Genomic DNA, 12,253 nt, shown 5'->3' with positions numbered 1-12,253 from the left:
GCCTGACAAAAAGGAGAAAACAGGTGCCATCGACTCTCATCTATTATGTGGCCGCCAGCCTTGACGGCTATATCGCACGCCCGGACGGCAGCGTGGACTGGCTCGAAGGTTATGGCAGCGAAACCGACGACCATGGCTACCACGCGTTCTACTCCAGCATCGACGGCCTGCTCATGGGCCGCGCCACGTACCTGTTCTGTCTGAAACAGGGGGAATGGCCCTATCCGGACAAGCCCGCGCTGGTGATGACCCGCTCCAACCACCTGCCCAAGGCCGCCCCTCAGGTGGAACTGGAACATTACGCGCCGGTGGACGCCCTGGCTTCGCTGGAGGCACGCGGCTGCGAGCGCATCTGGCTGGTCGGCGGCGGCAGCCTGGCGGGTAACTTCCTCGCAGGAGGCTTGCTCGACGAAGTGATCGTCAGCATCATTCCGCACCTGCTCGGTGCCGGCATTCCGCTGTTCAGCATCGGCCTCGAGCAACGCCTGCAGCTGCTGGAGCAGCGCAGCTTCCCTAGCGGCATCGTGCAGATGCGCTACCAGGTTCTGAAGGAAACGCCCTCGCCATGACCGCCACCATTCGTATCGCCGCCGCTTGTCTGCTGGATGACGCCGGACGCCTGCTACTGGTACGCAAGCGTGGCACCCAGGCGTTCATGCTGCCCGGCGGCAAGCACGAGCCCGGCGAAACCTCGGTCCAGGCCCTGCTGCGCGAACTGGGCGAAGAGCTCGACCTGCACCTGGCGACCGCTGCGCTGACTCCTCTGGGCCAGTTCCAGGCCAACGCCGCCAACGAACCGGACATGCGCGTGGACGCCGAGGTCTTCATCGCCGCCCTGCCCCACGCCGTCCAGCCTGCCGCCGAGCTGGAAGAGCTCGCCTGGCTGGACCCCACCGGCGATTACCCGCACAACCTTGCCCCGCTGCTGCGCGAGCAGGTCCTCCCCGCTCTGCTGGCCCACCTGCACTGACTCGCACGGCTCAATTACCTGCATTTCGTCGGGTTTTTCCTTAAGAAACGTTAAGCGCCTGGCTTTTGGCCATTAACCCGCCGGCTTTCCGTCGCGCGGCCGCAAGCCCCGTTTTATAGGGCTTCCGGCTATAAGGTCAGGCCGTGACTGATACGTCAGAGCACATGTCACGCAGCGTCCTACAAGTCACAGGGTATTTGTCAGAATCGACGGACGGTACGAACTGTCATGAAAAGTCGTTCAGAATGCGTGGAATTTTTGAGCGGACCAAAGGAAACCACGCCGATAACAATGGCGATCCAGCGGAGTCTGGGCGATATCAACCAGCAAGAAGACATGCCGAATGCGAAGTACCCTTTTGACATGCCTTTCCATAGGCTTGGCGACCCTGTTGGCCGCCACTGAGGCAACCGCCTCCTCCAAGATCACGCGCACCTATCAACCCGCACCGGTTGATCTGCGAGTCCCGGTCCAGGGCAGCGCCCTGCTGACCTTCAACGCCAAGCAGGTCAAGCCGACCAAGAGCGAGGCGCACCAGGTTACCCAGCGCGCCTACAGCATGATCGGCACGCCTTACCGCTGGGGCGGCACTTCGCCCAAGCGCGGCTTCGATTGCAGCGGCCTTGTGAACTACGTGTTCCAGAACGTCGACGAAGTCGACCTGCCGCGTACCGCGCAGCAGATGTACAGCATGCGCGGCAACTCGAAAGTGGCGCGTGGCGACCTGCAGCCCGGCGATCTGGTGTTCTTCCGCATCCACAACCGCCGCAATGTCGACCATGTCGGCATCTACGTCGGTGACAACCAGTTCGTCCATGCACCGCGCCGCGGCCAGAAGGTCCGGGTCTCCGACCTCGGTGGCGACTACTGGAAGAAGCATTACACCGCTGCCCGCCGCATCCTGCCGGAAACCCTGGCGAAAGCCGACGTCGGCGGCCGCTACGATTGATACTGAGCGCTCTCCGCAAGGAGAGCGCCTATCCCTCGCCTCTCTCCCTTCGATTACAGGCCGCGACGTGCCTGCCGGCGCAAGAGTCGCGCGCTATCCCAACCGGTCAGCAGCACGGCGATCCAGATCGGCCCGTAGGTCCAGATCTGCACCGGATTGAACGCCTCGCCGAGGAACAACACGGCGATGGCGAACAGCAGCACCGGCTCGACATAGCTCAGAATCCCGAACAGCCCCATGGGCAGCAACCTGCTGGCCGCCATCATCGCGCCGAACGCCAGCGCACTGATCAGCCCCAGCAACGGCAGCAGCGCCCACAGGCGGGGTACCTCCTCCAGCACCTTGCCGCTATCGGTCAGCCACAGCGCCGCCAGGGCGAACGGCAGCAGTACGATCATCTCGAAGACAAAGCCGGACAGCGAATCCACCGCCATCTTGCGGCGCAGCATGAAGTACGGCGGATAGCCCAGCGCGGTGATCAGGGTGAACCAGGAGAATGCACGGGTCAGCCACAGCTCATGCAGTACGCCCGCCAGCGCGAAGGCCACCGCGATGGCCTGCAAGGTGGTCAGGCGCTCGCCGTAGAACACCCGGCCGCAGAGCACCATGGTCAGCGGCAGCAGGAAATACCCCAGCGACAACTCCAGCGTGCGCCCGACCATCGGCGCCCAGATGAAAACACCCCACTGGATCAGCATCATCGCCGCCGTCAACGGGAAGCAGGCCAGCAGCCAAGGTTCGCGCAGCAGGCGCCGCCCCGCCTCGCGCAGCACGCCACCCTGGCGCGTGAACAGCACCAGCAGCAGGACCATGGGGATCGACCAGACCACCCGGTGAGCAATCACCTGGATGCTGGTCAGTGGCTCCAGCGAATGGATGTAACCCGGCAGGGTCACGAAAAGCACGGAGGATGCCAGGGACAGCGCTACGCCACGTCCGGAGATATTCATGCGAAACGCTCCTTGCGACGGTGCAGGCCAAAACGGTTGACTCCCAGCGACGCGACGATCACCACGCCGCCCAGCGCCAGGCGCGGCAAGTCGGCAGCCTCGTTCCAGATCAGCAGGTTGATCAGCAGGCCCACCGGCACATGCAGGTTGTTCATCACCGCCAGCGTGCCGGCATCCACCATAGTGCCGCCCTTGTTCCACCAGAACTGTCCCAGCGCAGTGGCCAGCAGGCCCATCCACACCAGCACTCCCCATTGCAGGTCAGTGGACGGCAGCTTCTGCGGATTGCCGAACAGCAGCCAGCCCGGCAGCGCGATTAGCAGCGCGCCAACAAAGAAGTAACCGAAGCGGCGGTATTGCGGGATGTCCGAGGGGTAGCGCCGCACCAGGTGCTTGTAGAACACCTGCCCCGCCGCGAAGGTCGCGTTGGCCACTTGCAGCAGGAGGAAGCCCTGGATGTAGTCGCCACTGACGCCGTCGTAGCGGATGATCCCGGCGCCCAGCACCGCCACGGCGGCCGCCAGCAGCGCCCAGGCATTGAAGCGGCGGTTCAGCGCATCGTCGATCAGCGCCACATGCAGCGGCGTCAGCACGGTGAACAGCAGCACTTCCGGCACCGTCAGCACACGGAAGCTCTGGTAAAGGCAGACGTAGGTAATGCCGAACTGCAGCGCGCCCGCCAGCATCACCCCCGCGATGAAGCGCGGATCGACACCGCGCCAGCGGGTCAGCGGCAGGAACACCAGGCCAGCCAGCACCACGCGGGTCAGCACAGCGAAATAGCTGTCGACCTGCCCGGCAAGGTATTCGCCGATCAGGCTGAAGGAGAACGCCCAGAGGACGGTGACGAAAAGCAGGTAAGGCATGGAAAAGGCGACCGGAACGGGGCAGGCAACATAGCGCCAGTCTCAGCGTAGGAAAAGCGCTGCGCGCCCGCGCCCTGCGAAAGGCAGAAACGAAAAAGGGCGACCGAAGTCGCCCTTTTCCTTGGATGGTGGATCAGGGATTAGCCCTGGTTCTCCATCTGAGCACGGATCAGATCACCGATGGTGGTCGGACCAGTGGCTTCTACGTCTTGCTTGTGACGCAGTTCTTTCATCGCATCTTTCTCGTCATCAACGTCTTTCGACTTGATGGAGAGGGAGATGACGCGGCTCTTACGGTCGATGCTGATGATCTTGGCTTCGACTTCTTCGCCTTCTTTCAGAACGTTGCGAGCGTCTTCAACGCGGTCACGGCTGATTTCGGAGGCTTTCAGGATGCCTTCGATTTCGCCGCCCAGGCTGATGACAGCGCCTTTGGCGTCCACTTCTTTCACGGTGCCGCGAACGATGGTGCCTTTCTCGTTGAGCGAGGCGTAGTTGGAGAACGGATCGTCTTCCAGCTGCTTGATGCCCAGGGAGATGCGCTCACGCTCCGGATCAACGGAGAGGATGACGGTTTCCAGCTCGTCGCCCTTCTTGAAGCGGCGAACGGCTTCTTCGCCAACTTCGTTCCAGGAGATGTCGGACAGGTGAACCAGACCGTCGATGCCGCCTTCCAGGCCGATGAAGATACCGAAATCGGTGATCGACTTGATGGTGCCGGAGATCTTGTCGCCCTTGTTGAAGCGGCTGGAGAAGTCTTCCCACGGGTTCGACTTGCACTGCTTGATGCCCAGGGAGATACGACGACGCTCTTCGTCGATGTCCAGAACCTGAACTTCCACTTCGTCGCCAACCTGAACGACTTTCGACGGGTGGATGTTCTTGTTGGTCCAGTCCATTTCGGAGACGTGTACCAGGCCTTCCACGCCCTCTTCCAGCTCGGCGAAGCAGCCGTAGTCGGTGAGGTTGGTGACGCGCGCGGTAACGCGGGTGCCTTCCGGGTAACGGGCTTTGATGGCAACCCATGGGTCTTCGCCCAGTTGCTTCAGGCCCAGGGATACGCGGTTGCGCTCGCGGTCGAACTTCAGAACCTTGACATCGATCTCGTCGCCAACGTTGACGATTTCCGACGGATGCTTGATACGCTTCCAGGCCATGTCGGTGATGTGCAGCAGACCATCGACGCCGCCCAGGTCAACGAACGCACCGTAGTCGGTGAGGTTCTTGACGATACCTTTGACCTGCTGGCCTTCCTGCAGGGATTCCAGCAGAGCTTCGCGCTCGGCGCTGTTCTCGGCTTCCAGCACGCTGCGGCGGGAAACGACAACGTTGTTGCGCTTCTGGTCCAGCTTGATGACCTTGAACTCGAGCTCTTTGCCTTCCAGGTGAGTGGTGTCACGCACCGGACGCACATCGACCAGCGAACCCGGCAGGAACGCGCGGATGCCGTTGACGTCGACGGTGAAGCCACCCTTGACCTTGCCGTTGATGACGCCTTTGACCACTTCGTCGGCAGAGAAAGCAGCTTCCAGAACGATCCAGCTCTCGGCACGCTTGGCTTTTTCGCGGGACAGCTTGGTTTCACCAAAGCCGTCTTCTACCGCGTCCAGCGCGACGTGGACTTCGTCACCCACATTGATGGTCAGTTCGCCCTGTTCGTTGTAGAACTGCTCGACCGGGATGACGCCCTCGGATTTCAGACCGGCATGGACGGTGACCCAGTCACCATCGATGTCGACCACGATGCCGGTGATGATTGCACCCGGCTGCATGTCGAGGGATTTCAGACTTTCTTCAAAGAGTTCTGCGAAGCTTTCGCTCATGTCTATACCTGTAGTCAAAGGCTTGTAAGCCCGATTCCGCGCCACCAGCAGACACGGTCAAGTGATGAAAAAGAAGCCAGCAGGATCAAGACTGGTATCCCGCCGGCCCCCTGTTGCACCCGCCGAAACGGATGCTCCACATTCAGATTTTAAGGGAACGCTTCGCCCAACGTGGACGAAACCCTCCCGATATAAGGTCTGGAATGGTAGCAACGGATGCAGCCTGCGTCAATTGGCGGCCCCAGTTTCCAACGCCCTTCGCGATTCCAGCATCAATCCTTTCATTTTCGCCCGGCCTCAGGAGATGGGGGAGCCGCCCGTCAGCTCCATCCTGGGCAACAGCCCGCTTCCGGAAAGAAAAATCCCCAGCGTGGCTGGGGATTTTCGTTTGCCGTTCGACTAGTCAGCCAGCCCCAGCCGCGAAACCTCGGCGAGAATACTCTCCACCACTTCATCGATGCTCATCGAGGTGGAGTCCACCAGGATGGCACCATCGGCGGGCTTGAGCGGTGCAACGGCACGCTGGCTGTCGCGCTCGTCGCGGGCGCTGATTTCCTCGGCCAGCTGCGCCTGGTCGCTGTCGATGCCCTTGTTCTTCAACTGCAGGTAGCGGCGGCGGGCACGCTCCTCGGCGGAAGCGGTGAGGAAGATCTTCAGCGGAGCGCTGGGGAAGACCACGGTGCCCATGTCGCGGCCATCGGCGACGAGGCCCGGGGCTTCGAGGAAGGCGCGCTGGCGTTGCAGCAGTGCATCGCGCACCGCCGGCAGCGCGGCGACCTGGGAGGCGCCAGCGCCGACCTGTTCGGTGCGGATCACGTCGGTAACGTCGTCGCCTTCGAGGATGATGTGCTGGCCCTGGCCGCCCTTGGCGTGAGTGAACTGCACGTCGAGATGCGCCGCCAGAACCTTGAGCGCTTCCTCATTGGTCAGGTCGATACCGTGGTTGCCGGCGGCGAACGCCAGCAGGCGGTACAGCGCACCGGAGTCCAGCAGGTTCCAGCCCAGGCGCTTGGCCAGCAAGCCGGCAACGGTGCCCTTGCCCGAGCCGCTGGGACCGTCGATGGCGAGGACTGGCCATTCGCCGTTCATCAGTTCTTCTCCTCGGCGACACGGATACCCGCCCCGGACGCCAGCCCGAGGAAGTTCGGGAAGGAGGTCGCCACGTTGGCGCAATCGTGGATGCGGATCGGCGCGCCGGCACGCAGCGAGGCCACGCTGAAGGACATGGCAATACGGTGGTCGCCGTGGCTCCAGACTTCGCCGCCGCCGTAGCTGCCGCCATCTATGATGATGCCGTCCGGGGTCGGCTCGCACTTCACGCCCAGGGCCAGCAGGCCGTCGGCCATGACCTGGATGCGGTCGGATTCCTTCACCCGCAGCTCTTCCGCGCCACGCAGCACAGTACGACCTTCAGCACTGGCGGCGGCGACGAAGAGCACCGGGAACTCGTCGATGGCCAGCGGTACCAGGTCTTCGGGAATGTCGATGCCTTTCAGGCGGGCCGAGCGCACACGGATATCGGCAACCGGCTCGCCGCCCACTTCACGCTGGTTTTCCAGGGTGATGTCGGCGCCCATGAGCTTGAGGATGTCGATGATGCCGGTACGGGTCGGGTTGATGCCGACGTGCTCCAGGGTCAGGTCGGAGCCTTCGGCGATGCTCGCGGCAACCAGGAAGAACGCAGCCGAGGAAATGTCGGCCGGGACTTCGATCGAGGTGGCGCTGAGCTTGTGGCCGGACTCGACGCGCGCGGTGGCGCCTTCGACGTCGACCGGGTAGCCGAAGCCGCGCAGCATGCGCTCGGTGTGGTCGCGGGTTGGAGCCGGCTCAGTGGTGGAGGTTTCGCCAGCGGCGTAGAGGCCGGCGAGCAGCAGGCAGGATTTCACCTGGGCGCTGGCCATGGGCATGTCGTAGTGCATGCCGGTGAGCTTCTGGCCACCACGGATGGTCAGCGGCGGGCGGCCTTCCGGACCGGTTTCGATCACCGCGCCCATCTCGCGCAGCGGCTTGGCGACGCGGTTCATCGGGCGCTTGGAGAGCGAGGCGTCGCCGGTCAGGGTGGTGTCGAACGGCTGGGCAGCGAGCAGGCCGCTGAGCAGGCGCATGGAGGTGCCGGAGTTGCCCAGGTAGATCGGGCCGGGCGGCGTCTTCAGGCCATGCAGGCCGACGCCATGCACGGTCACGCGGCCGTGGTGCGGGCCTTCGATGACCACGCCCATGTCGCGGAACGCCTGGATAGTGGCGAGGGCGTCTTCACCCTCGAGGAAACCTTGCACCTCGGTCGTGCCTTCGGCCAACGAGCCGAGCATGATCGAGCGGTGGGAAATGGACTTGTCGCCCGGTACGCGAACACGTCCGGAGAGGCGGCCACCCGGCTGGGCCAGGAAAATCAGGTCATTGTTGTGCATGGCGTCCACATAGGCCCGGCGGGCCAGGATTTTGCTGAAATGCTCGCGAGCAACCCGGGCGCGGGTGAAGACGCCCATCAGTTGTTGCCCGTCCCCATGGTCGACGGCCTCGCGCAGATCATCGAGGTCGTCACGGAATACATCGAGGATGCGCAGCACCGCCTCGCGGTTGGCGAGGAAGATGTCGTGCCACATCACCGGGTCGCTGCCGGCGATCCGCGTAAAGTCGCGGAAGCCGCCAGCGGCATAGCGGAAGATTTCCAGATTCTCACTGCGTTTGGCCAGCGAGTCGACCAGCGTGAAGGCCAGCAGGTGCGGCAGGTGACTGGTCGCCGCGAGGACTTCGTCGTGGTGCTCGACGGCCATCTGCTCGACATCCGCGCCCAGCTCACGCCAGAGCGCTTCGACGCACTGGATCGCGTCAGCGTCGGCATTATCCAGCGGCGTGAGGATGACTTTATGACGGCGGAACAATTTCGCGTTGGCCGCTTCCACCCCGCTCTGTTCGGAGCCGGCGATTGGATGGCCAGGAATGAAGCGCACCGGCATGCCACCGAACACGGCTTTCGCCGCGCGCACGACATTGCCCTTGGCGCTGCCCACGTCGGTGAGGATGGCGTTGCCGATGTCGAGGGTGGCGAGCTCGCCGAGGACTTTCTCCATCGCCAGGATCGGCACGGCGAGCTGGATCACGTCGGCTTCGCGGCAGCCCGCTGCGAGACTCTCCTCGCAGCGGTCGACCACGCCCAGCTCGACCGCCAGGCGGCGGGTTTGCGGGTCACGGTCGACGCCGACCACTTCTTCGAACAGCCCCTTCTCGCGGATACCCTTGGCGAAGGAGCCGCCGATCAGGCCGAGCCCCACCACGACGAGGCGGCGAAGCTTGTGCGGCTGAACATCAGGCACGGGCGAGCACCTTCGCCAGCGCTTCGAGGAAGCGGGCGTTCTCGGCCGGCAGGCCGATGGAAATGCGCAGGTGCTGTGGCATGCCGTAGCCCCCCACCGGGCGGACGATCACGCCTTCGGCGAGCAGGGCCTGGTAGATCGGGCCGGCATCGCGCTTGAGGTCCACGGCGATGAAGTTGCCCTTGGAGGGAATCCAGTGCAGGTCCAGGGCGCGCAGGCCGCTTTCCAGCTGGGCCATGCCCTCGTCATTGATCCGCTTGCCTTCGGCCAGGTACTGCGCGTCGTCCAGCGCGGCGCAGGCAGCGGCCAGGGCCAGGCTGTTGACGTTGAACGGCTGGCGTACGCGGTTGAGCACGTCGGCGACCTGCGCCGAGGAGATCGCGTAGCCAACGCGCAGGGACGCCAGGCCGTAGGCCTTGGAGAAGGTGCGCGAGACCAGCAGGTTCGGGTAGCGGGCCAGGTACTTCAGGCCGTCCGGCAGCTCTTCACCTTCGGCGTACTCGATGTAGGCCTCGTCGAGTACTACCAGGACGCTCTCCGGCACCTGCGACAGGAAGCGCTCCAGCGCGTCCGGGCCGAACCAGGTACCGGTGGGGTTGTTCGGGTTGGCGATGAAGACCACGCGGGTGTTGGCATCGATGGCCGCCAGCATGGCTTCCAGGTCATGGCCCCAGTCTTTCGCCGGCACGACCTTGCCCTGGGCGCCGACGGCCTGGGTGGAGATCGGGTAGACGGCGAACGCGTACTGGCTGAACACGGCATTCAGGCCAGGCGCCAAGTAGGCACGGGCAACCAGGTCGAGAATGTCGTTGGAGCCGTTGCCCAGGGTGACCTGCGCGGTTTCGACGCCACAACGGGTAGCCAGGCGAGACTTCAGCTCGAAGCCGTTGCCGTCGGGGTAGCGGGTCAGTTCGGCCAGTTCGGCGCGGATGGCGTCGAGGACCTTGGGGCTCGGGCCCAGCGGGTTCTCGTTGCTGGCCAGCTTGACGATGCCGGCGGGGTCGAGCTTCAGCTCGCGGGCCAGTTCATCGACCGGCTTGCCCGGCACGTAGGGGGAAAGCTTCTGCACGCCCGGCTGGGCCAGGGCAAGGAAATCACACGACATATCAAGGCCTCAGGCTACAGGCCTCAGGCTGCAGGCTTAGACGCTCTTCACCGCCTGTAGCCCGCAGCCTGCAGCCGGCCGCCGTAATTAAAGAACCGCTTTCGGATACGAGCCCAGCACCTTCAGGGCAACGGCTTCGCTGTTGATCTTTTCCAGCACGTCCTTGATCAGCGGGTCCTTGTGGTGGCCGACGAAGTCGATGAAGAACACGTAGGTCCACTTGCCGCTGCGCGACGGACGGGTCTCGATGCGGGTCAGGTCGACACCGTTGCTGTGGAACGGCACCAGCAGCTCGTGCAGCGCGCCCGGCTTATTGCGCATGGAGACGATGATGGAAGTCTTGTCATCGCCGGTGGGCGGCACTTCCTGGTTGCCGATCATGAGGAAGCGCGTGGAGTTGTCCGGGCGGTCTTCGATCTTCTCGTGCAACTTGTCCAGGCCGTACAGGCTGGCGGCCATGTCGCCGGCAATCGCCGCACTGTTCCACTCGCTCTTCACCCGCTTGGCGGCATCGGCGTTGCTGGAGACCGCCACGCGCTCGACATTCGGATAGTGCGCGTCCAGCCACTTGCGGCACTGGGCCAGGGACTGGGCGTGGGAATAGATGCGGGTGATGTTGTTGGTCTTGGTGTTCTCGCCCACCAGCAGGTGGTGGTGGATGCGCAGCTCCACCTCGCCGCAGATCACCAGGTCGTGCTCGAGGAAACTGTCGAGGGTGTGGTTGACCGCACCCTCGGTGGAGTTTTCCACCGGCACCACGCCGAAGTTCACCGCACCGGCGGCAACTTCGCGGAACACTTCGTCGATGGCGGCCATCGGCGTGCTGATCACCGCATGACCGAAGTGCTTGAGCGCGGCGGCCTGGGTGAAGGTGCCTTCCGGGCCGAGGTAGGCCACTTTGAGTGGCTGCTCCAGGGCCAGGCAGGAGGACATGATCTCGCGGAACAGACGCGCGACTTCCTCGTTGTCCAGCGGGCCCTTGTTCAGCTCCATGATGTGCTTGAGCACCCACGCCTCACGCTCGGGCCGGTAGAACACCGGCTTCTCGCCTTCGGGCAGGGCGGCCATCTTCACGCGCGCCACGTCGGTGGCGCAGCGCGCACGTTCGCTGATCAGCTCGAGGATCTTCTCGTCGAGGCTGTCGATGCGTACGCGCAACGCCTTGAGCTGGTCAGCGTCGCTCATCAGCCGTGCTCCTTCTCGAACTCGGCCATGTAACCAACCAGGGCTTCGATGGCGTCCAGGCCCAGGGCGTTATAGATGGAGGCACGCATGCCGCCCACCGAACGGTGACCCTTGAGGTTGAGCAGGCCGCGCGCGTCGGCACCTTCGAGGAAGGCCTTGTCGAGCTTCTCGTCGGCCAGGCGGAACGGCACGTTCATCCAGGAGCGGGCGCCGGGCTGGATCGGGTTGGTGTAGAAGTCGCTGCTGTCGATGAAGCCGTACAGCATGTCCTTCTTGGCACGGTTGCGCTGCTCCATGGCATCGACGCCGCCCTGCTCCTTCAGCCACTGGAAGACCAGGCCGGAGAGGTACCAGGAATAGGTTGCCGGGGTGTTGTACATGGAGCCGTTATCGGCAGCGACCTTGTAGTTGAGCATGGTCGGGCAGATGCTGCGGGCGCGGCCCAGCAGGTCTTCGCGAACGATCACGACCACCAGGCCGGACGGGCCGATGTTCTTCTGCGCGCCGGCGTAGATCAGGCCGAACTTCGACACGTCGATCGGGCGGGAGAGGATGTCCGAGGACATGTCCACCACCAGCGGGACGTCACCGACTTCCGGAATCCAGTCGAATTCCAGGCCGCCGATGGTCTCGTTGGACGCGTAGTGCAGGTAGGCCGCGTCCTTGGACAGGTTCCACTCGTTCTGGCCGGGGATCGCGAAGTAGTCGTACTTGGATGCGCTGGCGGCGACGTTGACGTTGCCGTAGCGACGAGCCTCTTCGATGGCCTTCTTCGACCAGATGCCGGTTTCCACGTAGTCCGCCACGCCGTCTTCGGGCAGCAGGTTCAGCGGAATCTCGGCGAACTGCTGGCTGGCGCCGCCCTGCAGGAACAGCACCTTGTAGTTCGACGGCACGCCCATCAGGTCGCGCAGGTCCTGCTCGGCCTTCTCGGCGATGGCCACGTAGTCGTCGCTACGGTGGCTCATCTCCATGACCGACAGGCCCTTGCCCTGCCAATCCAGCAGTTCGGCGCGGGCGCGCTCCAGTACCTCGGTGGGAAGCGCCGCGGGACCGGCGCAGAAGTTAAAGGCTCGCTTGCTCACATCCAC

Annotated in this window: 12 protein-coding genes; 4 read left to right on the top strand and 8 right to left on the bottom strand. The window is 63.9% G+C overall.

Translation table 11 applies throughout. The features are described from left to right. Positions 1–23 precede the first annotated feature (23 nt). From L6D89_RS01045 to L6D89_RS01030, 4 genes are all read left to right on the top strand, one after another. Positions 24–569, top strand: a complete 546-nt coding sequence (locus L6D89_RS01045; RefSeq protein WP_236173035.1) for a dihydrofolate reductase family protein — start codon at positions 24–26, stop codon at positions 567–569. Then, complete coding sequence (locus tag L6D89_RS01040) at positions 566–970, top strand: NUDIX hydrolase (protein ID WP_236198491.1); 405 nt, start codon at positions 566–568, stop codon at positions 968–970. Before L6D89_RS01045 ends, L6D89_RS01040 begins: the two co-directional genes overlap by 4 nt. Before the next feature lie 228 nt (positions 971–1,198). Further along, complete coding sequence (locus L6D89_RS01035; RefSeq protein ID WP_236198872.1) at positions 1,199–1,375, top strand: hypothetical protein; 177 nt, start codon at positions 1,199–1,201, stop codon at positions 1,373–1,375. Next, entirely contained in the window at positions 1,362–1,919 is a 558-nt protein-coding gene (locus L6D89_RS01030) for a C40 family peptidase (RefSeq protein WP_373874918.1), read from the top strand. Before L6D89_RS01035 ends, L6D89_RS01030 begins: the two co-directional genes overlap by 14 nt. A gap of 53 nt (positions 1,920–1,972) precedes the next feature. On the opposite strand, the gene rarD is transcribed toward L6D89_RS01030, so the two are convergent. The 8 genes from rarD to serC all read right to left on the bottom strand — a co-directional run bounded on the left by rarD (position 1,973) and on the right by serC (position 12,247). Continuing rightward, complete coding sequence (rarD, locus tag L6D89_RS01025) at positions 1,973–2,869, bottom strand: EamA family transporter RarD (protein ID WP_236198489.1); 897 nt, start codon at positions 2,867–2,869, stop codon at positions 1,973–1,975. Further along, positions 2,866–3,735: a carboxylate/amino acid/amine transporter gene (locus tag L6D89_RS01020; protein ID WP_236173039.1), complete on the bottom strand. Its 870-nt coding sequence runs from the start codon at positions 3,733–3,735 to the stop codon at positions 2,866–2,868. The genes rarD and L6D89_RS01020 overlap by 4 nt, the downstream gene beginning before the upstream one ends. 140 nt (positions 3,736–3,875) lie before the next feature. Continuing rightward, positions 3,876–5,558 (bottom strand): 30S ribosomal protein S1, encoded by a 1,683-nt coding sequence (rpsA, locus tag L6D89_RS01015; protein WP_038803317.1) that lies wholly within the window; start codon positions 5,556–5,558, stop codon positions 3,876–3,878. 399 nt (positions 5,559–5,957) lie between these two features. After that, complete coding sequence (gene cmk / locus L6D89_RS01010) at positions 5,958–6,647, bottom strand: (d)CMP kinase (protein ID WP_236198488.1); 690 nt, start codon at positions 6,645–6,647, stop codon at positions 5,958–5,960. Then, on the bottom strand, positions 6,647–8,872 hold the full coding sequence (locus tag L6D89_RS01005) for a bifunctional prephenate dehydrogenase/3-phosphoshikimate 1-carboxyvinyltransferase (RefSeq protein ID WP_236198487.1): 2,226 nt from the start codon (positions 8,870–8,872) through the stop codon (positions 6,647–6,649). Before L6D89_RS01005 ends, cmk begins: the two co-directional genes overlap by 1 nt. Continuing rightward, positions 8,865–9,977, bottom strand: a complete 1,113-nt coding sequence (gene hisC, locus L6D89_RS01000; protein WP_236198486.1) for a histidinol-phosphate transaminase — start codon at positions 9,975–9,977, stop codon at positions 8,865–8,867. Before hisC ends, L6D89_RS01005 begins: the two co-directional genes overlap by 8 nt. A gap of 87 nt (positions 9,978–10,064) precedes the next feature. Beyond that, positions 10,065–11,162, bottom strand: coding sequence for a prephenate dehydratase (gene pheA / locus L6D89_RS00995; protein WP_236173043.1), 1,098 nt, complete (start codon positions 11,160–11,162; stop codon positions 10,065–10,067). Further along, a complete protein-coding gene (gene serC / locus L6D89_RS00990; RefSeq protein WP_236198485.1) occupies positions 11,162–12,247 on the bottom strand; it encodes a 3-phosphoserine/phosphohydroxythreonine transaminase in 1,086 nt (361 codons plus the stop codon). The genes pheA and serC overlap by 1 nt, the downstream gene beginning before the upstream one ends. Between the last annotated feature and the right edge of the window lie 6 nt (positions 12,248–12,253).

This window comes from Pseudomonas pseudonitroreducens (assembly GCF_021603645.1).
GTDB lineage: Bacteria > Pseudomonadota > Gammaproteobacteria > Pseudomonadales > Pseudomonadaceae > Pseudomonas > Pseudomonas pseudonitroreducens.
This window is presented reverse-complemented; position numbering and strand designations above follow the sequence as displayed.

Coding starts and splice junctions, on each gene's coding strand:
- L6D89_RS01040 (WP_236198491.1), top strand. CDS start 566: ATGACCGCCACCATTCGTATCGCCGCCGCTTGTCTGCTGGATGACGCC.
- L6D89_RS01035 (WP_236198872.1), top strand. CDS start 1,199: ATGAAAAGTCGTTCAGAATGCGTGGAATTTTTGAGCGGACCAAAGGAA.
- rarD (WP_236198489.1), bottom strand. CDS start 2,869: ATGAATATCTCCGGACGTGGCGTAGCGCTGTCCCTGGCATCCTCCGTG.
- L6D89_RS01020 (WP_236173039.1), bottom strand. CDS start 3,735: ATGCCTTACCTGCTTTTCGTCACCGTCCTCTGGGCGTTCTCCTTCAGC.
- rpsA (WP_038803317.1), bottom strand. CDS start 5,558: ATGAGCGAAAGCTTCGCAGAACTCTTTGAAGAAAGTCTGAAATCCCTC.
- cmk (WP_236198488.1), bottom strand. CDS start 6,647: ATGAACGGCGAATGGCCAGTCCTCGCCATCGACGGTCCCAGCGGCTCG.
- hisC (WP_236198486.1), bottom strand. CDS start 9,977: ATGTCGTGTGATTTCCTTGCCCTGGCCCAGCCGGGCGTGCAGAAGCTT.
- pheA (WP_236173043.1), bottom strand. CDS start 11,162: ATGAGCGACGCTGACCAGCTCAAGGCGTTGCGCGTACGCATCGACAGC.